General features: G+C 50.4%; 15 protein-coding genes. 3 read left to right on the forward strand and 12 right to left on the reverse strand.

The genetic code is table 11. The annotated features are described in order from the left end of the window. Window positions 1-79: 79 nt before the first annotated feature. Together ACY2VT_RS10450 and ispG are read right to left on the reverse strand one after the other, a co-directional pair. Window positions 80-4,669: a PolC-type DNA polymerase III gene (locus ACY2VT_RS10450; protein ID WP_461879842.1), complete on the reverse strand. Its 4,590-nt coding sequence runs from the start codon at window positions 4,667-4,669 to the stop codon at window positions 80-82. Window positions 4,670-4,689: 20 nt separating this feature from the next. Next, window positions 4,690-5,745: a flavodoxin-dependent (E)-4-hydroxy-3-methylbut-2-enyl-diphosphate synthase gene (gene ispG, locus ACY2VT_RS10455; protein ID WP_117509872.1), complete on the reverse strand. Its 1,056-nt coding sequence runs from the start codon at window positions 5,743-5,745 to the stop codon at window positions 4,690-4,692. Between the two features lie 167 nt (window positions 5,746-5,912). Here ispG and ACY2VT_RS10460 point away from each other — a divergent pair, with 167 nt between their 5' ends. After that, complete coding sequence (locus tag ACY2VT_RS10460) at window positions 5,913-6,500, forward strand: P-loop nucleotide/nucleoside kinase family protein (RefSeq protein ID WP_117509871.1); 588 nt, start codon at window positions 5,913-5,915, stop codon at window positions 6,498-6,500. 81 nt (window positions 6,501-6,581) lie between these two features. Here the strand turns inward: ACY2VT_RS10460 and ACY2VT_RS10465 are convergent, their stop codons facing one another. The 8 genes from ACY2VT_RS10465 to ACY2VT_RS10500 form a co-directional block, all read right to left on the reverse strand. Then, entirely contained in the window at window positions 6,582-6,935 is a 354-nt protein-coding gene (locus ACY2VT_RS10465; protein ID WP_055219923.1) for a hypothetical protein, read from the reverse strand. Between the two features lie 3 nt (window positions 6,936-6,938). Then, window positions 6,939-7,940, reverse strand: a complete 1,002-nt coding sequence (locus tag ACY2VT_RS10470; RefSeq protein ID WP_055219925.1) for an ABC transporter ATP-binding protein — start codon at window positions 7,938-7,940, stop codon at window positions 6,939-6,941. Beyond that, the gene (locus ACY2VT_RS10475; protein ID WP_461879843.1) at window positions 7,940-8,971 is read right to left on the reverse strand and encodes an ABC transporter ATP-binding protein; all 1,032 of its coding nucleotides are present in this window, start codon (window positions 8,969-8,971) and stop codon (window positions 7,940-7,942) included. The genes ACY2VT_RS10470 and ACY2VT_RS10475 overlap by 1 nt, the downstream gene beginning before the upstream one ends. Before the next feature lie 18 nt (window positions 8,972-8,989). Further along, entirely contained in the window at window positions 8,990-9,907 is a 918-nt protein-coding gene (locus ACY2VT_RS10480; protein WP_022462668.1) for an ABC transporter permease, read from the reverse strand. Between the two features lie 10 nt (window positions 9,908-9,917). Beyond that, a complete protein-coding gene (locus tag ACY2VT_RS10485) occupies window positions 9,918-10,874 on the reverse strand; it encodes an ABC transporter permease (protein WP_022462669.1) in 957 nt (318 codons plus the stop codon). Between the two features lie 116 nt (window positions 10,875-10,990). After that, window positions 10,991-12,742, reverse strand: coding sequence for a peptide ABC transporter substrate-binding protein (locus ACY2VT_RS10490; protein ID WP_461879844.1), 1,752 nt, complete (start codon window positions 12,740-12,742; stop codon window positions 10,991-10,993). Between the two features lie 307 nt (window positions 12,743-13,049). Next, the gene (locus ACY2VT_RS10495; protein ID WP_461879845.1) at window positions 13,050-13,841 is read right to left on the reverse strand and encodes a shikimate kinase; all 792 of its coding nucleotides are present in this window, start codon (window positions 13,839-13,841) and stop codon (window positions 13,050-13,052) included. 252 nt (window positions 13,842-14,093) lie between these two features. Continuing rightward, window positions 14,094-16,106, reverse strand: coding sequence for a diguanylate cyclase (locus ACY2VT_RS10500; RefSeq protein WP_461879846.1), 2,013 nt, complete (start codon window positions 16,104-16,106; stop codon window positions 14,094-14,096). Between the two features lie 467 nt (window positions 16,107-16,573). Here ACY2VT_RS10500 and ACY2VT_RS10505 point away from each other — a divergent pair, with 467 nt between their 5' ends. Continuing rightward, entirely contained in the window at window positions 16,574-17,788 is a 1,215-nt protein-coding gene (locus tag ACY2VT_RS10505; protein WP_461877451.1) for a GNAT family N-acetyltransferase, read from the forward strand. A gap of 71 nt (window positions 17,789-17,859) precedes the next feature. On the opposite strand, the gene ACY2VT_RS10510 is transcribed toward ACY2VT_RS10505, so the two are convergent. Both ACY2VT_RS10510 and ACY2VT_RS10515 read right to left on the reverse strand, forming a co-directional pair. Beyond that, on the reverse strand, window positions 17,860-19,086 hold the full coding sequence (locus ACY2VT_RS10510) for a dicarboxylate/amino acid:cation symporter (protein WP_461877450.1): 1,227 nt from the start codon (window positions 19,084-19,086) through the stop codon (window positions 17,860-17,862). Between the two features lie 163 nt (window positions 19,087-19,249). Beyond that, window positions 19,250-20,581, reverse strand: a complete 1,332-nt coding sequence (locus ACY2VT_RS10515; RefSeq protein WP_461874583.1) for an MATE family efflux transporter — start codon at window positions 20,579-20,581, stop codon at window positions 19,250-19,252. A 212-nt stretch (window positions 20,582-20,793) separates the two neighbouring features. Here ACY2VT_RS10515 and rfbD point away from each other — a divergent pair, with 212 nt between their 5' ends. Next, window positions 20,794-21,639 carry a dTDP-4-dehydrorhamnose reductase gene (gene rfbD / locus ACY2VT_RS10520; protein WP_055228643.1) on the forward strand — a complete coding sequence of 282 codons (846 nt, stop codon included), beginning with the start codon at window positions 20,794-20,796 and terminating at the stop codon, window positions 21,637-21,639. Window positions 21,640-21,872: the final 233 nt, after the last annotated feature.

The following is a 21,872-nucleotide window of genomic DNA, read 5'->3' on the forward strand; positions in this document are numbered from 1 at the left end:
AAATCGTTTTCGTTCTTTTCCACAACGTCTGATTATACCCCAAGACGCACGCGATTGCAACGGAAAGGGGACGCTCCTTTTAATAGTCGAACAGCGAAAACTGGTTGCTTTCCGGCAGATCTCCGAAGACACCGAGGTCCGCCATAAAGTCGATAATCGTCTTGCTGACCTTGGTGCGGTCGCGGAAGTCATCTTTCGAGAGGAATTTTCCGTTTCGTGCCGCAAGGACAACGGCGTCGGCCGCCTTGTCGCCCAGACCCTCGATCGAGTCGAGTGCCGGCATCAGATGTTTGTCATCGTAGACCTGGAAGCGGTGCGCCTGTGCCTGATAGAGGTCCACCGGCACGAAATCGAAGCCGCGGGCGTACATTTCCTGGACAATCTTCATATCCTTGACGGTTGCCTGCTCCTTCTGAGTCAGCGTGTCTTTCCGTTTTTCGTAATCTTTCATATAATATTCCAGCCGGTCGCGTCCCATGCACATGAGCTCGTAAGAGAATGCGGATGCACGAATGGAGAAGTACGCCGCATAGTACGCCAGCGGATAGAAAATTTTATAGTAAGCGATGCGGTACGCCATCATGACGTACGCCGCCGCGTGGGCTTTCGGGAACATGTACTTGATCTTTTTACATGACCAGATGTACCAGTCCGGCACATCATGTGCCTTCATCTCCTCTTCCCACTCCGGTTTTAAGCCCTTTCCTTTTCGCACACTCTCCATGATCGTAAAGGAAAGCTCACTTTCGAGTCCCTTGTCGATCAGGTAGATCATGATATCGTCCCGGGTACAGATGGCGGTGGAAATCGTCGCCTTGCCCTCCTCGATCAGGCTCTGCGCATTGCCGAGCCATACGTCGGTTCCGTGCGACAGACCGGAGATACGGATCAGGTCAGAGAACGACTGCGGCTTCGTGTCCAGAAGCATCTGGATAACGAAATCGGTACCGAACTCCGGCACGCCAAGACATCCAAGCGGGCAGCCGCCGATGTCCTCCGGCTTGATGCCGAGCGCCTCGGTGCTCTTGAACAGCGACATGACCTCCGGGTTATCGAGCGGAATCGTCTGCGCATCAAGGTGCGTGATATCCTCGAGCATACGGATCATGGTCGGATCATCGTGTCCGAGAATGTCGAGCTTTAAGAGGTTGGCATCAATGGAGTGGTAATCGAAATGGGTCGTAATGATGTCGGTTGTCATATCGTTCGCCGGATGCTGCACAGGGGTGAAGGAGTTGATATCCTCACCGAACGGCAGAACGATGATACCGCCCGGGTGCTGGCCGGTGGTACGGCGGATGCCGGTGCATCCTTCCACGATACGGTCGATCTCGCAGTTCCGTTTGTGCTGGCCGCGCTCTTCGTAATAGTTCTTCACGTAACCGAACGCTGTTTTATCCGCCAGCGTACCGATGGTTCCCGCACGGAACGTCTGACCGGCGCCGAAAATAACCTCGGTGTATTTGTGCGCCTTACTCTGGTAATCACCGGAGAAGTTCAGGTCGATATCCGGCTCTTTGTTTCCCTTGAATCCAAGGAACGTCTCGAACGGGATATCAAATCCCGCTTTTTTCAGCGGCTTACCGCAGTTCGGGCAGACGGCGTCCGGCATATCGCATCCGGCGCGGCCGACGTACTCTTTGACGCGCGGCGAATCGAACTCACTGTAATGGCACGACTCGCAGTAGTAATGCGGGCTCAACGGGTTTACCTCCGTGATTCCCGCCATCGTCGCAACGAACGAGGAACCGACGGAACCACGCGATCCTACAAGGTATCCGTCCTCGTTCGACTTCCACACCAGTTTCTGTGCGATGATGTACATAACGGCGTATCCGTTGGAAATAATGGAGTTCAGCTCCCGTTCGAGGCGCGCCGAAACGATCTCTGGCAGTTCCTCGCCGTAGATTTCATGCGCGCGGTCGTAGCAGATTCTACGCAGTGTCTTGTCGGAATCTTCGATGACCGGCGGGAATTTTCCGGCACGAATCGGGGAGATTTTCTCGACAAGGTCGGAGATTTTGCGAGGATTGGTGATGACAACCTCCTCCGCTTTCTCACTTCCGAGATACGAAAACTCTTCAAGCATCTCCTCGGTGGTGCGCAGGAACAGCGGTGCCTGCTCATCCGCGTCATCGAAACCTTTTCCGGTCATGATGATGCGGCGGTAGATCTCGTCCTGCGGATCCATGAAGTGGACGTCGCACGTTGCCACAACAGGCTTATGGAACTGCTCGCCGAGTTTGACAATGCGCCTGTTGATCTCCTTTAAATCCTCCTCGCTCTCGACGGCAGAAACGTCCTCTTTTTTGATCATGAACGCGTTGTTGCCGATCGGCTGGATTTCCAGATAATCGTAGAAGTCCACGAGACGCGCAATCGCCGCATCCGGTTCCCCGCGCAGGATTGCCTGATAGAGTTCACCCGCCTCGCAGGCAGAGCCGATCATCAGACCGTCCTGGTATTTCAGATAGACGCTCTTTGGCAGTTTCGGCCGGCGGTTGTAGTATTTCAGGTGGGATTCCGACACGAGGCGGTACAGATTGACACGTCCCGTCTCGTTCTTTGCCAGAATGATCGCATGGTACGATGGAAGCTTGCGCACAGCCTCCTCCGATACTTTTCCCTGCGCATTCAGGTCATCCAGCGTCAGAATATTGCGCTCCTCCAGCATTTTTACGAATTTCACGAAAATTTCCGCCGTACAGCCGGCATCGTCCACCGCACGGTGATGGTTTTCCAACGATACGCCGACCGCCTTCGCAACGGTATCCAGCTTGAAACGGTTGAGGCCCGGCAGCAGGAAACGCGCCATGGCGACGGTGTCCGCTGTCGTAAATTCCCGCTCGATCCCCTGCAGGACGCAGTTGTGCTCGATAAAGCTCATATCGAACGAAGCATTGTGGGCAACCATAACGGCTCCCTCACTGAACTCCAGGAATTTCGGCAGCACCGTTTCGATGTCCGGCGCGTCAAGAACCATGTTGTCGTTGATGCCGGTCAGGTTCTCAATCCGGAACGGGATCGGGACTTTCGGGTTGACGAAGGTGGAAAACTTATCGACAATCGCTCCGTTTTCCACACGGACGGCACCGATCTCAATGATTTTGTTGACAACCGGGGAAAATCCCGTCGTCTCGATATCGAAAACAACGTAGCTTCCGTGGATGTCCTGTCCCCTGCTGTTGACAACGATATCTTTCAAGTCGTCGACGAGATAAGCCTCCATGCCGTAGATGACCTTGAACGGAGCCGAAACTTTTTTCAGCTCATCTTTTGTCGCATCCGGGTGCTCTGCCTGGTATTTTTTCCGGTAAGCGCCGTCGATCGCCTCGATCGCATGGTTTGCCTCCGGGAAGGACTGCACCACGCCGTGGTCGGTGATCGCGATCGCCGGATGACCCCACTCGCAGGCACGCTGTACCAGACGGGCAGCATCGGTGACACCGTCCATATCGCTCATCTTTGTATGGCAGTGCAGCTCCACACGCTTCACCGGACTCGTATCCTGACGGCCGGTACGGAAATCGGTGATCTTCTTGATGCCCCAGACAGACATAACCGTCAGATCGTGGTCGAACGCATCGACGGTCGTTTTTCCTTTTACTTTAATAAATGCGCCTTTTTTAATCGCATCCTTTAATTCCGGCACTTCCGCGTTCTGAACGAAAATCTTGACGCCGATGGTATCCGTAAAGTCGGTGATCGTGAACATGAAAATCGTACGCTCATTCCGGATCTCACGCATATCCACGCTCTGGACTCTTCCGCGAATGACAACATCGCCGATCTCATCGCCGATTTTCAGAATCTCCACGCTCTCCTCCTCGAAATCTCTTCCGTACAGCACATCCGGATTGGAGGATTTGCGCGGCTGATTGTCCGCATTCCGGCCGAAACTGCCCTTGCCTTTTTTGAAGGAACCGCGTCCGCCGCCGGAAAAACCTTTTCCCCTTCCGCCGTCTGCTGCTTTTTCTTTTTTCGCCTCGCCGCCCTTGGCTGCTGCGGCTGCTTTTGGCTGTTCGCCTGCTGCTTCCGCCTGCTCTTCCATCCGGTTCTGCTCCTTTTCGCCGAGCATCTCACCGTAATGGGTATGCGCCAGAACGTGGCGCACTTCCTCCCGGATGCGGAGCTCGGAATTTTTCATGGCGCGGCTCTCGCCCTCCGGCTTTCTCATCTCGGTTTCCACGATCAGGTCGAAGCCGCACCGCTCACAGAAGATTTTCTCGAGGATGTGGATCAGCTCCTCCTCGCGCTCCTTTGCCACAACGGAATCCACGAGCACCAGGTGCATTTTGTTCGTCTCCGGGAAGGTAATCTCGGCAGTCGAGAACAGATGATTCAGAAAAACACTGTGGTTTTTCAGCTCGAGCAGGATACTCGGACGGTACACCTCCAGAAAGTTTTCCGGCGTATACTGGCGCGACAGATAGAACCGCTCAATAATCTTCACGCGCAGCGGCACGTTGGAAAAGAGCTGCTCCTCGATCTGGCGCTCCAGCTGATAAATATATTTTTTGTGAATCCACTGATGGCTGACCACATAGATCCGCAGCAGATCTTTTTTCTTATTGATCGATACCCGCGAAACCTCCACGGTATCGAGAAGCTCTGCCATGCCCCCTTCGATTCTCAAATCCGGAAATACTTCCTGAAACTGTTTTTCCATTCCTATTCCTGCTTTCTTTTCTACTTGCCCCAGTGATCCAGCTCGTCCTTTAAGACGGACAGCAGCTCGCTCTCCGGTACTTTTTTCACGATTTCACCTTTTTTAATTAAAATGCCGACGCCTTTTCCGCCTGCAACACCAAGATCCGCCTCTTTTGCCTCGCCCGGTCCGTTGACCACGCAGCCCATGACGGCAACCTTGATATCAAGATCGTAGCCCTGCACCAGTGTTTCCACCTGGTTTGCCAGTCCGATCAGATCAATCTGGGTCCGTCCGCAGGTCGGACACGATACGACCTCAATGCCGCCTTTTCGAAGTCCCAGGGTCTTTAAGATCCGTTTTGCGGATTTGATTTCCTCGAGCGGATCGCCGGTCAGGGAAACACGGATCGTATCTCCGATGCCCTGATATAAAATAATACCGAGCCCCACTGCCGATTTGATGTTGCCGGAATACAGCGTTCCCGCCTCCGTAATGCCGACATGAAGCGGATGATCCGTCTGGTTCGTGATCAGCTCATGCGCTTTTGCACACATCATCACATCAGACGATTTGATGCTGATGACGAGATTGTCATAGCCCATCTCCTCGATGATCCGCACTTTGTCGAGCGCGCTCTCCACCAGGCCCTCTGCCGTTACGCCGTTGTATTTTTCCACCAGCTCTTTTTCGAGTGAACCGCTGTTGACGCCGACGCGGATCGGAATCTGGCGTTCTTTTGCTGCATCTACAACCGCCTGGATCCGGTCGCGGCTGCCGATGTTGCCCGGGTTGATGCGGATTTTATCGGCTCCGTTTTCGATCGCGGCGATCGCCAATCGATAGTCAAAATGAATATCTGCTACAAGCGGAATCGAGATCTGCTTTTTGATCTCGGACAGCGCCCTGGCTGCCTCCATGGTCGGGACGGCGCATCGGATAATGTCACATCCGGCTTCCGTGAGCGCCTGGATCTGCTTTACGGTTGCCTCCACATCTTCTGTTTTGGTATTCGTCATGGACTGGATCAGAATCGGATTTCCGCCTCCGATGACCCGGTCGCCGATTTTCACAACTCGTGTATTTGCTCTGCTCATTGTCTTTCCTCCATTTATTTTCTCCGTGATGGCATAAAAATCTTATTTTATTATAAGACAATTTTTTCTCCGGCACAACCGTCTTTTCTCTTGCAATTTTTTCCCAAATTTTCTATAATGCTAGGAGTGATTTTTTTTATTCAACTGGAAAGGAAGACATACAAACGATGAAAAAGATGATCCTCGTAACCTCGCCGCCGGCGTGCGGAAAGACATACATTTCAAAACAGCTCGCCAAGGAGCTGAAACACGTTGTTTATCTCGACAAGGATACGGTCATTCCGCTGTCGAACCGCGTTTTCAAAGCGGGCGGACAGGAAATCAACCGCAGTTCTGATTTCTTCGAGGAGAATATCCGCGATTATGAATATGAAGTAACGGTCAATTTCGGACTGGAAGCACTCGAGTATGACGATATTGTGCTGATCAACGCACCATTCACACGCGAAGTGCATGATGAGAAGTTCCTGAAAGACTTCTCCAAAAAGCTCGCTGACCATGGGGCAAAGCTTGTTGTGATCTGGGTTGTCACAAAACCGGAGATCTGCCACCAGCGCATGATCGACCGCAACTCCGTGCGCGATACGTGGAAGCTGGAGCACTGGGATGAATATGTGAAAACGATCGACTACTCCATCCCGGAAGCACTGAAGAAAATGAGCAGCTGCCTCGATCTGATGCTGTTCTACAATTCTTCGGATGAAGAATATCAGAAATCCATGGAGATGGTTATCTCCCGTCTCGAAGACGAATAACGACTAAACGAAAAAAGAGAATTTTGCCGGACCTCATTTTTACAGTCTGCAAAATTCTCTTTTTATTTATAGAAACTATTTTCACATCCGATACAAAAGATAATCCGCCGCTGCCGCCCACAGCACCCAGGAAACGCAGAGAACTGCGAACACACTCTTATATCCGAGCACGGCAAAGTGGACGCGCCATTTTTCCTTCTGCGTGAATTTCTCCGGGTTTTTGCCTTTTACCATCAGCATTCCGGCGATCACGAACATGCCGAGGGCCGCGATCAGCAGCAGGCCGTCTTTCGCCGCCTCAAGGGCAGCGCGGAACGTGAATCCCCCAAAGAGGAATCCTCCCAGCAGCAGCACAGCTGCCGCAGCGCCGCCGGAGAGCAGGCCGATTGTAAATGCTTTGCCGAGATCACGACAGATGTTCTTTATCTTTTCCATGTTTTATAATTCCTTATTTTCTTCTAACGCATCGCAGAAATGACATGCCACAAAGTGATTGTTGCCCACGTCTTTTAATTCCGGCATCTGCTGTCGGCAGATGTCTTTTGCGTACTTGCATCTTCCCTGGAATTTGCAGCCCGGCTTCGTGTTGATCGGGCTCGGCACCTCGCCTTCGAGGCGGATTTTTTTGCGGTCGCGCTCTGCCTCTACTTTCGGGTCCGGAATCGGAATCGCGGAGAGCAGTGCCTGTGTGTACGGGTGGCGCGGGTTGGCGTACAGCTCCTCGGATGTCGTCAGCTCGACGAGCGTTCCCAGATACAGAACCGCCACACGGTCGGAAATATGTTTGACCATCGACAGATCATGCGCAACGAAAAGATAGGTCAGACCCATCTTCTTCTGTAAGTCCACAAGCAGGTTGACGATCTGCGCCTGAATCGAAACGTCGAGTGCGGAGATCGGCTCATCGAGAACGATGAACTCCGGCTGCACGGCAAGCGCACGCGCGATACCGATTCGCTGGCGCTGTCCGCCGGAAAACTCGTGCACGAAACGGTTCGCATGCTCGCGGTTCAGTCCGACCAGCTCCAGATATTTGTAGATCATCTCCTGGCGCTCTTTTTTATTCTTTGCCAGATGGTGAATGTCGATGCCCTCGCCGATGATGTCGGCAACGGTCATACGCGGGTCAAGCGATCCATACGGATCCTGAAAGACCATCTGTACCTGTTTTTTGAATGCAAACCGCTCTTTTCCGTTTAAGGCGTGGACATCGGTTCCCTTGTAGAGCACCTGTCCGTCTGTCTTGTCATACAGGCCAATACACGTACGGCCGCACGTTGTCTTTCCGCATCCGGATTCGCCAACCATTCCAAGTGTCTCACCTTTGTAGATATCGAAGGAGACATCATCCACGGCCTTTAAGGTCGCATGGTTTCCGACCTGAAAATATTTTTTCAGATGGGAAACGGAAAAAAGCACTTCTTTTTCGTTATTTTCCATTACAGTTCTCCTCCTTCCAGATCCGGCATTTCTACTTTCGGAGCCATCGGGTGATGGAGCCAGCAGGCAGCCTTATGCTCGCCGCCGAATTCCGTTGCCTCCGGCATCTCTTCCTTACAGATCGGCATACAGTAGCTGCACCGCGTGCAGAACGGACATCCGACCGGCGGGTTTAAAAGATCCGGCGGAGTTCCCGGAATTGTTGCGAGTTCCTGCTTGTTCTTCAGATCCAGACGCGGTACGGAACGGATCAGCGCCCAGGTATACGGGTGACGCGGGCGATAGAAAATATCCTCACACGTTCCGCTCTCCACGATGATGCCGGAATACATGACAGCAATCTTCTGTGCGATATTTGCCACAACACCGAGATCATGTGTGATCATGATGACGGATGTCTGGTTTTTCTTCTGCAGATTCTTGATAATGTCGAGAATCTGTCCCTGAATCGTCACATCGAGTGCGGTCGTCGGCTCGTCACAGATCAGAATTTTCGGGTCGCAGGCAAACGCAATCGCGATCATAACACGCTGACGCATACCGCCGGAGAATTCGTGCGGATACTGGCTGACACGTTTTTCCGGCTCCGGGATGCCGACCATGCGCAGCATCTCGACAGCTTCCTTTGCCGCTTCCTGTTTTGTCATGTTTTTATGGCCCATCAGATTTTCCATAATCTGTTTTCCGACACGCATCGTCGGATTTAAGGAAGCCAGCGCATCCTGGAAAATGATTGCGCACTCGCCGCCTTTGTAATGCTGCCACTGTTTTTTGTTGTATTTCAGAATATTCTCTCCATGATAGAGAATTTCACTGTTCTCTTTGATCTCACCCTGCGGCGCCTTGATGAGGCCCATGATGGATTTCGCCGTTACAGATTTTCCACAGCCGGATTCGCCTACAATTGCAAGCGCCTGACCTTTCTCGAGAGAAAACTGTACACCGCGGACTGCCTTTACTTCACCGGCATAGGTGTGATAAGAGACTCTTAAGTTTTTTACTTCCAGAATCGGATTGTTTTGTTCGTTCATATCGTTATCTCCCACTTATTACTGGCGAAGTCTCGGATCAAGGGCATCGCGCAGGCCGTCTCCCAGAAGGTTAAATGCCATAACGATGATACAGAGCACGAGACATGGGAACAGAAGCTGTGACGGATAGAAATCCATGTTCTGCTGTCCCATCGAAATCAGGACACCAAGGCTGATCGACGGTGCTTTGAGGCCGATGCCGAGGAAGCTGAGACCTGCCTCTGTAAAAATAAACATCGGGATTGCCGTCGCCGTATCCAGAATCAGGATACCCAGCATATTCGGTACATAGTGTTTTAAGATGATGCGGAGCGGTTTTGCACCGAGTACCTCCGCCGCGTAAACGTATTCCGTCTCACGGAGCTGTTTGATCATACCGCGCACCTGACGTGCCGTGTTACACCATGCGGTGACACTAAGCGCGACCAGAAGTGCAAACAGGTTATTTCCAAGGATCATCATGATCAGAATCGTAAGAAGCAGAGACGGGATCGAGTTGATAACCTCGATGATCCGCATCAGAACCTCATCGACCCAGCCGCCGAAATGTGCCATCAGCGCGCCATATACCGTTCCGATGATGAGTTTGATTGCCGTTGCAACGATCGCGATGATCAGTGATGCCCGCGCGCCGACCCAGACTCTTGAGAAGAGGTCACGTCCCAGGTTGTCGGTTCCAAACCAGTATTTTGACGATACGCCCTGGTTTTTCTCGGCGATATTCATGGATACATAATCATATCCTTTGATATGCGGTCCGATGATGACCATGACAAGCAGAATGCCGAGCACAACAAGAGATCCCATTGCGATCGGGTTTTTGCGGAGCCGTCTCCAGGCGTCCTGCCAGTAGGAAATGGTCGGGCGGTCAATCCGGTTCGCATCTTCCTCGGTGTATCCTATTACTTTAAATTTTTCCGGTGTTAATGCTGCCATAATATCCTCCTTATCTGCTCTTTCCTGTCAGACTGATTCTCGGGTCAACGACCACGTACAGCAGGTCCGTGATAAAGAGAACGCCGATGTAAAGTGCTGCAATAATAACCGTCTCTCCCATGATAATGGAAAGATCCTGGTTATTGACCGCCGTCACATAATACTGTCCGATTCCCGGGATGGAAAAGATGCTCTCGATGAAGAAGGAGCCTGTGATACACATGGCAACCGACATCGGAAGCTGTGTGATGACCGGGATAAACGAGTTCCGAAGGATATGGCGGCGGATAATCTGTCCGCGGCTTAAGCCCTTCGATTCAGCGGTCAGCACGTAATCCTGATTAATCACATCGAGCATCGATGTTTTCAGAAGACGCGCATACGTCGCAATATAAGAAAAGCATCCTGTCAGGGTCGGAAGAATCGTGTATTCCCATCCGCCGAACCACAGATCCTTTCCCGCAGGCCAGCCGATCGTCGGCAGAACCTTCAGGTTACCTGCGAAAATTTTCTGAAGCATCAGACCAAAGATCAGGTTCGGAATGGAAATCAAAAGAACCGACAGGGCAATCACCATATAGTCCCAGAAGCTTCCCCTCCTCATTGCCGCAAGGATTCCAAGCAGCAGGCCGATCGTGATACCGACCAGCACCTGCTGGATACCAAGACGGGCGGATACCGGAAGGCGGTCATGAATCAGCTTCTGTACCGTCTGTCCCGCATAGACAACAGATTCTCCGAACTCTCCCTTGCAGATTCCCTTCATTGTGATCACATAGCGCTCCATCATCGGCTTGTCGAGGCCGTAGCGCTTATAGAGGTTTTCCTTTACGGTCGGCGAGAGCTTGCTCGCACGCTCCGTCAGCGGATCTCCCGGAACCGCTTCCAGAAGGAAAAACGTGGCCGTTGCAATCAGAAACAGTGTGATCAGCATTTCTGCAAAACGGCGCAGTAAATATTTTGGCATAAAAATCCTCTCCCTGTCCGGTCTTTCCCGACCGGAAATTTTTATTATGATAGCGAAAGAAGAGCCTATTGTTTCATAAGCCCTTCTTCCCTCATTTCTTCTGTTTTGCTGCTTTTTTATTTCTCTACAGTTGCTCTGTAAAGCTCCTGGCTTGCTCCGAAGGAGGATGTGTAGAAATCTTTTACCCAATTCTGATAATAGTAATGTTTATCAGAGTAGTAGAGAGGTGCAACACCGCAATCCTGTGCAACCAGCAGATCTTCCAGCTTCTGGTAAATCTCAAGACGTTTTGCGTTGTCATTCTCTCCGGTCAGAGAGTCGATCAGGCTGTCGTACTCGCTGTTGCTGTAGAGACCGTAGGAATCATAAACGCCTGTTTTCATGATGTTCAGGAAGTCCAGCGGATCGTTGTAATCGCTGAACCATCCGCCTACGAAGATATCGTAGTTCTTGTTATCACGCTCATTTGCAAGCATCTGGTAATCACCAACGGTGTTCAGCTCTACCTTTACGCCCAGATTCTGGGAAATGGACTGCTGCAGGTACTCTCTCTCGAGCTGATTCTCGGTAGCAGAACCCTGGGACAGCAGTGTAATGGTGATGTCTTCCGGTTTGTCGGTGATACCAAGCTCATCAAGGCCTTTCTGGAACAGTGCTTTTAACTTGTCTGCATCGCCTGCATACTGCTCATATTCCTCTTTCATGGTCTCCTGCGCCTGCTTGCGGTAGGAAGTTCCGTCGAGCGTGATCGCCGGGGAAACGAAGCCGTAAGCTGCAGTGTATCTTCCGTAAACAGCAGATACCATCTCCTCACGGTTGATGGAGTAGGAAATTGCTTTGCGGATGTTTACATTTTTCATCAGGCCGGATTTTCCGCCCTCAGACTGCTCGTAGCACAGAACCATAGTTCCTGGGTACTCGGTGGTCATGGTCTGCATATTGCCTGCTTCTACTTCTTTGTCGTATTTTGCAATGTAATCGCCGGCAGCATCGAAAACGTCCAGCTGTCCGTTATCGAACATGGTTGCCGCAGTTGCGTTCTCTGCTACACAGTACCAGTTCACCTGATTCAGTTTTACGTTGTCCTTATCCCAGTACTGGTCATTTTTTACCCATGTCATGGAGTTATCTTCTACCAGGTTGGTCATGGCAAACGGTCCGTTGTAGACACATTTTGTCCAGTCTTTTCCCCACTGGTCTCCGGCTGCCTCTGCGACATCCTGACGGGTCGGGTAGAGCGGAGTTGCTACCAGCTTGGACTGGAAGGTCGGATCTGCTACCTTTAAGGTAACCTCGAAGGTGTAATCATCCACTGCCCTGATTCCGATCTCATCGGCAGAGCCCTGTCCGTTATAATACTCTTCTGCTCCTACTACGTTGAACAGGAAGAAAGAATAGGAATAGCCGTATTCCGGATTTAACAGACGTTTCCAGCCGTACTCATAATCTGCTGCGGTAACCGGCTGTCCGTCGGACCATTTTGCATCCTTTCTCAGATGGAAGGTATAAACCAGTCCATCGTCGGATACGTCCATGGACTCTGCACCGGCGTACTCGAAACGGTCTCCGTTCTCATCTGCTACGTCACGCATCAGTCCTTCGTAGCACTCTGCCATCATCCAGCGCCATCCCATATCCTGTACATCGAAGTTGTTTCCGAAGGACGTTGCACGCAGATTGATCTGTCCATCCACTTCACCTGCCGTCTCCGGCGCTGCAGAATCCGATGCCGCTGTACTGGTCGATGTTGCTGTGGTATTGTCAGCAGTTGCTACCTGTGTCTCTCCGCTGCTTCCGCATCCGGCAAGAAGTCCGGCTGCCATGCATCCTGCTAAAAGCAGAGAAACGACTTTGTTTCTTTTTCTCATTGATGTTCCTCCTTCTGTTGTCGGCAGAACTGATCCCCGGTGTTCCGAAGCTTTCTGCACACGGGCGTTTTTATTTCTGAAAATTAACTTGATTTTTTTTGTTGTTCAGTCAATATCATAAAATAAACCTTTGTTTTTTCACATTTTTAACGTGAATTTTAGCCCAGACTTATAACAGAATATAAGGAAATCCCACTTTTGTCAATCCCCCTTTCATACAATGTCACTATGTTTTATTTTCTGTGTCTGTTTACGTACAAAAAAGAGACTGCCGTTTTATCAGCAGTCTCTCCGTAAAGTTTTCTTTTTACTCTTCTTTTGCATCCATCTGCCGCAGACTGTGGATCAGCTCCTCACAAATCTCCAGCTCACTCTTTCCGTCCGTCTCGATGATGATGTCGGCTGCGGCCTCGTATTTCTCACGGCGCTTGCTCATCAGATCTGCGATAAACGGAACGGTTTTGTTGTTCTCAATCAGCGGTCTGTCGTGGCTGTCTTTGACACGGTCTAAAATCGTCTCCGGCTTTGCAGTCAGAAGAACGACACGGCCATTCTTTTTCATCTCTACAACGTTGCACTCACGCATCGGAGTTCCGCCGCCGCATGAAATGACAACGTTTGTTCTCGACTGCATCTCGATCAGAAGATTTGTCTCGCAGTCACGGAAGTACTGCTCGCCATAAGTCTCAAAGATATCGGAGATGCTCATACCGGCACGCTCTGCGATGATCTGATCCATCTCGATGATGTCCATCGCAAACACGGTTTTGAGGTAATCGGAAATGGTACTCTTTCCGGCTCCCATAAAACCGATCAGTACGATATTATAATTGAACAGCTTTCTTGCCTGAATCTTTTTACTGTTTCTGGTGATGCTCTCGAAAACATCTGCCACTTCGTTTTTGTGGCGTTTTTCCTGCATCCGGCGGTTCAGCCATTCCTTCTGTTTTGCTTCCTGCTCCGGCTGGAGAATCGGCACGTTATTTGCTTCTTTATATACCATAATGTCCTCGACAATACGGTTTCTCATAAGCAGCGCATCCAGAATAATCTCATCGCACTGTCCAAGGCTTTCTCGTAATACTTCCAACTGATTCATGTTTTTATCCTTTCCAGACTTGTGTGTACTTGTTCGCACAGCCCTCTTCCGGTATTTTTGTCGTATTTTTTGACATTTTCTGTTATTATAGCAGTTGTCCTCCGGAATCACAACAAAAATTTGCACAAAGGTACGAAAAGCCCATGGAATCTTTTCAGAAATCCATGGGTTTTGGTATATTTTTATTTAAGATCGTCTTTCGAATCCGCATGATGCCTGTTCTCCCTGGCATCTTCTGTGGATAACTTTTCATCATAGCTCAGAAAACTCAGCTCTGCCCCCCCCCGACTTCAGATTCTTTTTCAGCTTTTCAATCTGAATCGAAGTCTGTTCTTCTTCGGATATGGTATTCAGCTCCTCGCAGATGGCATCTTTGATGTCGAGCAGACACTCGAGCATCAGCGGGCTGAAGGTACCGCATTCGCCGTTCAGGATCATCTCGATGGCTTTCTCGTGCGTGTATGCCGATTTGTAGACACGCTCGCTTGTCAGCGCATCGTAAACATCGGCAATCGATACAACCTGGGCTGCAATCGGGATCTCCTCACCTTTTAAGCCGTCCGGGTAACCCTTTCCGTCGTACCGCTCATGATGCCAGCGGCAGATCTGGTACGCAATCTGTACCAGCTTCTCGTCCTGATACAGTTCCAGGCTCTTCAGCATGGACGCTCCGATCAGGGTATGTTTCTTCATCTCCTCGAACTCTTCTTTCGTCAGCCTTCCCGGCTTATTTAAAATGTTCTCGTCAATACCCATCTTTCCGATATCGTGCAGCGCGGATGCCGTTGTGATCATCAGCTGATCGGACCAGCTTAAGTGGTAGCGGTCTGTCTTCTGTACCAGACGCTCGAGGAGCATACTGGTCAGAATGTTGATGTGGTGGACATGAAGTCCGCTCTCGCCATTCCGGAATTCCATGATATGGCTCAGGATACTGATCATCATCTGATTGTTTTTCTCTTTTTCGTAAATCTGCTCGGTGACGAGCGTCACGAGACGGCGCTGTTTTGCATATAATTTGATCGTATTGAATACACGCTGGTAAACAACTTTTGCATCAAACGGACGACTGATATAATCGGATACACCCTGCTCATACGCACGGCGCACAAATGCGGTGGAATCCTCGCTCGATATCATGATGACCGGAACCTCTTCAATCCAGTGGTTGCGGTTCATGTAGTCAAGCACTCCGAAACCGTCTATGCCCGGCATGACGATATCCAGAAGGATCAGCGCAAGGCCTGTTCCGTATTCTTCCAGCAGACGCAGACACTCTTCGCCGGTGGAGGCCTCGATGATATCGTATTCATCCTGCAGAATCTCCGAGAGGATGATACGGTTCATCTCGGAATCATCCACGATCAGGATGCGCTGTTTTTCTCTGCGGTTTTCCTGACGGACAACATCGTCCTGACAACCCTGGATCTGGTCTTTCTCGGTGACAACCATGTTTTTCCGTTGTTTTGCAAGATACATCAGCTGGTCGGCGCGCATCGCAGCTTCGCCGATCGTCTCATCTCTTGTCAGAACACCTCCTACGCTGACGGAAAGACGCATCTTCGAGTAGCCCGGCACCTGTGCCTCATGGATCTGTGACTGAATCTGTTTTAATTTCTGTACAAAGTTTTCCTCATCCAGCTCCGGCAGAAGCAGCAGAAATTCGTCTCCTCCGAAACGGATCAGACGGTCAGTACGTCGGATGCAGCGGTTGACAGTCTTTACAATGGTGTCAAGCGCCATATCTCCGGCATTGTGGCCGTATGTATCGTTGTATAATTTGAAATCATCGAGATCGATCATGGCTACGCCGCAGCAAAAACTGGCGTCCCGGATCTGGTCTTCGAAGTAGCGGCGGTTGAATACTCCGGTCAGCGCGTCACGGTACAGCTCTTCGCTGTAGCTGTTCAGCTTGCTTACCAGATTCTGGCGTCCTTCGGAGTCCATCAGTGTTTCATCGTCGAGACGGTTGATCATCTCGATCACGCATGGTTCTCCTTCGATCTCCACGTATCTTGCAATGACCTGATACACATTCGACGCAACGCATTCCAGTTTTGATTTCTGCGATTTCTCCCGCAGGGCTTTTTCGGAAATGCAGTTAAGGCACGGCATCGCTTTGTTCCATACTGCGTAGCATTCACACAGCTTGCCATTCTCTTCATCGATAACAAAATCTCCGATCTCATCCGGACAGAGAACCCGCACATACATGAAAATATTTTTCAGATGTTCCACCAGACGGTCTGCCTGTTCCTGTGTCATCTGAACATCTTTTCTGGATTCTTTCTTATTTATTTTTTCACATTCCGGCAATTCGGTCCGATTCATCTGTTTCCCTCTCTTCTCCCCAGTGCACACACAATTTTCCAGTTCTGTTTTTGTGTGTTTCTGCTGTTCTGCTACATTTCCCCATTTTAATTATAGTTACATGTATAGTGTAACGATTGTTTCGTGTTTCGTCAAGGAAAAACTATTCCGTAATGTAAGAAAGAATCCTGCCCCCCCCCAAAAAAAACGGACGGTTCGGATCACAGCCGGTTTTTCCTTTTTTGTCCATTTCTTGAAGTTTTTATCCGATTTCTGACGCTATTTTGATCTTTTTGCCAAAATCGCTGATTCCGCTCTATTTTCAACTGCACAAATTCCATTTCTTATGGTAGAATATTTACGAAAAAATAAAGTATCTGATTCACTATACTTTGATTCACAATAAAATGAGGGAGTAATCCATGATTCAAACGAAAGATTCGAACTTAACCTTCCGCCCGCTGACCATCGACGACGCAGAGCAGTACAATGCACTTCTGCGCTACGCCTTTCAGGTTACAGAGCAGGAGCTTTCCGAAAGCGGATGGAAAGACGATGAAATCAAGCAGTCCAAATTCCCGGTTCTCGTCCGTGCCGATGTGCTCGGCTGTTTCTGCGAGGAGGATCTGGTATCACAGTTCGCGGTTTATCCGCTGGACATGAATATCTACGGTGTCCGCTATCCCGTCGGTTTTGTCACCAGCGTCTGCACCTACCCGGAATACACCGGCCAGGGCATCATGAAAAAGCTGATGATCCGGAGTCTCACGCGCATGCGGGAAAACCACCGTTCCTTTGCGCTTCTCTATCCCTACTCCATTCCACTCTACCGGAATCTCGGATGGGAAATCATTTCCAATAAGATGACGTACACCATCAAGGACACGCAGGTGCCGCGGAAACTCAAAGCCCCTGGCTATGTGCGCCGCGTGGCATGGGATGACAAGGATTTCAAGGAACTACATACCAAATTTGCTTCGAAGACGCACGGCTGCCTCTACCGCAACAATCTGGCGTGGGAAGAATATTTCCGCTGGGATGAGGATGATACCGTCGTTGCGATCTACTATTCCGCTGATGATGTGCCGTACGGCTACATGGTCTATCTGATCAGCTCCGATATCATGCATATCAAAGAGATGATCTATCTGAACCGCGAGGCGCAGCTGGGACTCTGGGAGTATATTCATGCACACGATTCCATGATCGATGAGGTCAAGGGAAACAACTACTACAGCGAGCCGATCGCGTTCGAGCTCGAGGACAGCGACATCAAAGAGACGATCCGCCCGTACTCGATGGGACGCATCATCGATGTCGTGCAGTTTATGGAACATTACGCCTGCGACCCGGACGAGCCGGATGTGTGTATCCGTTTTGAGATCGAGGACGAACTGCTTCCGTGGAACAACGACAGCTTTACGTTCTTCTTCCAGAAGGGAAGCTGCATGCCGACCGACCGCGAGCCGGACCATGTGATGAAAATGACGATCGCATCACTCACGACGCTGCTGCTCGGCTACAAGACGGCTGCCAAACTGTATGAGATGGCGCGCATTGAGACGACACCGGAAGCCGTGGAATGCCTGGATGATCTGCTGTTCCACCATATTCCATACGTTTCAGATTATATTTAATGGTTTTTCTGTCTAACAAAAGAGGGACTCCCGTGAAAGGAATCCCTCTTTTTTATGCTATGTATTATTTTTTAGTTTTCTTCCAGTTTGATTTTCTCTTTCAGAACCACGCATCCTGCCAGGTCGCCGATGACATTGACACAGGTCGCGCCCATATCACACAGCGTGTTGATGCTGATGTAAACGCCCATGACTCCGGCCGGAAGACCTGCCATCGTAGCCAGTGCCGCAAACGAAGCGATCGCGCCTCCCGGGATACCCGGTGTTCCGACGGAAAGCAGGACGTTGGCAAGCAGAATGACCACCATCATGGAAACGCTGACGTTGATGCCACAGGCATTTGCGAAGAACATGATCATGAACGACATCAAGATCGATACCGCATCCATATTGACGGTAGCGCCGAGCGGAATTGCGATACTGCTGATCTGATTGGAAACGCCGAGTTCTTCCTCGACGCAGCGCTTGCTGATCGGAATCGTTGCGGAGCTCGAACACGTTCCGAATGCGTTCAGGGCTGCCGGCATAATCGCTTGAAAGAATTTCACCGGGCTCGTTTTCCCAAGAAATCTGACTGACCCGCCGTAAACAACGATCGCAAAGCCGTAAAATGTGACGTACAGAATGATCAGCTGTGTTGCCAGCGAAACGATGGTTTTTGTTCCGTTCGCCTCGACAACCGGCACGATCGTACAAAAGACTCCGATCGGCGTGAAGTACATCACCGTGCTGATGACCTTTAAGCAGACCTCATTCAACGAATCGATCACATTTAAGAGTGCCTTTCCCTTCTCTCCGACCGCAATCAGCGTAAAGCCGACCACAACAGCGAAGACGAGCACCTGAAGCATATTACCCTCCGCAAACGCCTTGACCGGGTTGGACGGGATCAGGTTTTTGATCGTGTCGAGGATGCTGGTCATCTCAGTCGCCTGGATATCGGAAGTTGCCATCTCAAAATGGACTCCCTTTCCGAGGCGGATCAGTCTTGGAATGATAATGCCGACTGCACTTGCAATCGCGGTGGTGCACAGGAAGAAAATCATCGAGTAGCCGGTGATCTTACCTGTCGTTTTTGCATTTCCGATGCTGCAGATGCCCATGACAATTGAGCAGAATACCATCGGGAAAATCATCATATTCAGGGCGTTCATGTAGATGCCGCCGATGACGCCGGTTACGGTCAGAATCGGCGTAAAGCGGTCCGCCAGAAGAAGTCCGGTTAAGATACCGAGAATCAGTCCGGTAAAGATCGCACCTGTAATATGCTTCTGATACCATGCATAAAACTTTTTCATATGTTCTCTCTTCTCTCCTTTTTCACAGAGTAAGAGGCAGGTGTCCCTGTATCTTCTACCTGCCTCTTCGCATACAGCCATCTTATCACACAACCGCGGATAATTCCACCTAAAAATGGATTTATCCGCGGTTTTTCTGGCTTTTTGTCTTTTTTCTCTTTTTTTATACGGCTGCTGCCCGGCTGTGGACTTTCTTCCGCACAATCAAATAGCAGATCACCTGCATGATAATCGTGATGATCCACGATCCCGGATACGAAATGAACAGCACATACAGCGAGCGGTGCTGCGGGAAAATGCCGAAGATCCACACGATTCGCGTTCCGACCGTTCCGATGACGGACAGAATCATCGGCACCGCCGAGCATCCCATACCGCGCAGGGCTCCCGGGAAAAGGTCCATGATACCGCAGAGGAAATACGGAACCGTCGTGATCGACAGAATCTCCATACCGCAGCGGATCACCTCCGGATCCTCGGTGTAAATCTGCAGGATTTCCGTACCGAACAGATACGCGCCGCCGCCCATCACCAGTGCAATGCCGCTGGAGAGAATCAGGCAGTCGATCAGCACCTTATCCATTCGTTTGTATTTTCCGACACCGTAGTTCTGGCTTGTGAAGCTCATGCACGCCTGGGTGACGGAGTTGACTGAGGTGTATAAAAATCCCAGCACATTGTTGGCCGCCGTGTAGCCTGCCATTGCAATCGAACCGAAGGAATTGACGGATGACTGCAGCAGCACGTTCGAGAAGTTGATGACGGTACTCTGAATACCCGCCGGGATGCCGACCTGGAAAATCGGGATGATGTAATCCTTTTTCAGGCACAGCTTCGAGAACCGGAGCTGATAGCTTCCCTCGCTCTTATAGAGGCACCGCAGAACCAGCACGCAGGAGATCGCCTGCGAAACCACCGTTGCAATCGCCACACCTGCCACGCCGAGACTGAACACGATCACGAGGAACATATTCAGACCAGCGTTGATCACACCCGATACAATCAGGAAATACAGCGGCCGCTTCGTGTCGCCGACGGCACGCAGAATCGCCGCACCGTAGTTGTACAGCATGAAAAACGGCATTCCCATAAAGTAAATTCTCATATACAATGCCGACTGATCAATGACATCCGCCGGTGTATCCATCAGCTCCAGCGCGCCTTTCGCAAAAAATACGCCCACAAACGCCATCACAACGCCGCTGATCAGCGCCAGCATGATCGATGTATGTACCGTTTCCGACATCTCCCGGTCGCGCCCCGCTGCATAATACCGCGCCGCAAGCACATTCGCGCCGAGCGAAATTCCCATAAACAGGTTGATGAACACGTTGATGAGCGCCGTTGTTGATCCGACTGCCGCAAGCGCCTGGCTTCCACTGAACCGTCCGACTACAATGATATCAACCGCATTGAACATCAGCTGTAAAATTCCAGACACCATCAGCGGCAGCGAAAAGGAAATCAGCTTATCCATAATCGTGCCGTTGCACATGTCGATTTCATATTTGTTCTTTTTCAAAAATACTCCTCCTTCTTTTGTAGCAGATATGCAGTCCTAAACCGCAGACATATACAGAAATGATACCACTTTTTTCCGGTTCTGCACAGAGGCTTTCCATAAGTTGTTGACTTCTGTAAAATCCACAGGTAAAATAAATACAATTACAGTTTTTCTGTATATAAATCAAGGACAGGAGAGAACCTATGAAAAAAATATGGATTACAGGTGCCGAAGGCCACATCGGTACTGCCCTTCTGGAACTGCTGGAGGGTGTGGAATATCAGCTTCTTCCGACGGATATTCACGAGGTTGATATTACCAAAATCGATGAAGTCACACAGTTTGTTTATGTCAACCGTCCCGACGTCATCATCAACTGCGCCGGTATGACCGACGTTGCCGAGTGTGAAAAAAACATCGACGAAGCCTATCGTGTCAATGCCATCGGTGTGCGTAACGTAGCGCTTGCTGCCAATGATATCGACGCAAAGGTCATTCAGATCTCAACGGATGATGTTTTCGACAAGGAATCCCGCATCCCGTACAACGAGTTTGATACCGTGCATCCACGTACCATTTACGGAAAATCAAAAGAGGCCGGAGAAAAAATCCTGACACAGCTTTTGAACCGCTTTGTCATCATCCGAAGCTCCTGGATTTACGGGATCGGCCGCGATTTTGTGGATGAGGTACTCCGCAATGCGGCAAAGGGCGGCACGATGGAGGTTCCAAACAACCAGTATGCGGCTCCGACCAGCGCTTTTGAGCTTGCACGCGTGATCTGCCACTTTATCGACAGTGAGGAGTATGGTCTGTACCACGTTGTCTGCCCAGGAAGCTGCAGCCGCTATGAGTTTGCAAGAACCATCCTCGAGTATACCGGAAAAACCGGCGACCTCGATCTTTACCCGGTTGTCGCACGCGATGATGTCCGCCCGACCTATTCTGTTCTGGACAACATGATGCTCCGCCTGACCGGTATTCCTGAGCCGCCCGACTGGAAAACGGCACTGAAAGAATATCTCGAAGAAACCGGAGGAATCGAATAATGGTTCGAAACAGAAAAGAAACAACGGAAAAGTCAAAAAAGAAGCTCGGGCTTTCCACCCAGATTTTCATTGCCCTGCTGGCCGGTGCGCTGCCACGACAAACGCATGAGTAAATAAATTGTGAACACGCCCCTTTTTTGATAAAATAAAAGAAAAAGGGGCGTTGTTTATGCAGGAATTATTAGAGTGGATGGAATACATTGAAGACACCCGTCAGCAGACAAAGGTTCGTC

The organism is Fusicatenibacter sp. (genome assembly GCF_050872605.1).
Lineage (GTDB): Bacteria > Bacillota > Clostridia > Lachnospirales > Lachnospiraceae > Fusicatenibacter.

What these genes read in the sequence shown, in the direction of transcription:
- ACY2VT_RS10450 (WP_461879842.1), bottom strand. Translation starts at nt 4,669, where the DNA reads ATGGAAAAACAGTTTCAGGAAGTATTTCCGGATTTGAGAATCGAAGGG.
- ispG (WP_117509872.1), bottom strand. Translation starts at nt 5,745, where the DNA reads ATGAGCAGAGCAAATACACGAGTTGTGAAAATCGGCGACCGGGTCATC.
- ACY2VT_RS10460 (WP_117509871.1), top strand. Translation starts at nt 5,913, where the DNA reads ATGAAAAAGATGATCCTCGTAACCTCGCCGCCGGCGTGCGGAAAGACA.
- ACY2VT_RS10465 (WP_055219923.1), bottom strand. Translation starts at nt 6,935, where the DNA reads ATGGAAAAGATAAAGAACATCTGTCGTGATCTCGGCAAAGCATTTACA.
- ACY2VT_RS10470 (WP_055219925.1), bottom strand. Translation starts at nt 7,940, where the DNA reads ATGGAAAATAACGAAAAAGAAGTGCTTTTTTCCGTTTCCCATCTGAAA.
- ACY2VT_RS10475 (WP_461879843.1), bottom strand. Translation starts at nt 8,971, where the DNA reads ATGAACGAACAAAACAATCCGATTCTGGAAGTAAAAAACTTAAGAGTC.
- ACY2VT_RS10480 (WP_022462668.1), bottom strand. Translation starts at nt 9,907, where the DNA reads ATGGCAGCATTAACACCGGAAAAATTTAAAGTAATAGGATACACCGAG.
- ACY2VT_RS10485 (WP_022462669.1), bottom strand. Translation starts at nt 10,874, where the DNA reads ATGCCAAAATATTTACTGCGCCGTTTTGCAGAAATGCTGATCACACTG.
- ACY2VT_RS10490 (WP_461879844.1), bottom strand. Translation starts at nt 12,742, where the DNA reads ATGAGAAAAAGAAACAAAGTCGTTTCTCTGCTTTTAGCAGGATGCATG.
- ACY2VT_RS10495 (WP_461879845.1), bottom strand. Translation starts at nt 13,841, where the DNA reads ATGAATCAGTTGGAAGTATTACGAGAAAGCCTTGGACAGTGCGATGAG.
- ACY2VT_RS10500 (WP_461879846.1), bottom strand. Translation starts at nt 16,106, where the DNA reads ATGACACAGGAACAGGCAGACCGTCTGGTGGAACATCTGAAAAATATT.
- ACY2VT_RS10505 (WP_461877451.1), top strand. Translation starts at nt 16,574, where the DNA reads ATGATTCAAACGAAAGATTCGAACTTAACCTTCCGCCCGCTGACCATC.
- ACY2VT_RS10510 (WP_461877450.1), bottom strand. Translation starts at nt 19,086, where the DNA reads ATGAAAAAGTTTTATGCATGGTATCAGAAGCATATTACAGGTGCGATC.
- ACY2VT_RS10515 (WP_461874583.1), bottom strand. Translation starts at nt 20,581, where the DNA reads ATGTGCAACGGCACGATTATGGATAAGCTGATTTCCTTTTCGCTGCCG.
- rfbD (WP_055228643.1), top strand. Translation starts at nt 20,794, where the DNA reads ATGAAAAAAATATGGATTACAGGTGCCGAAGGCCACATCGGTACTGCC.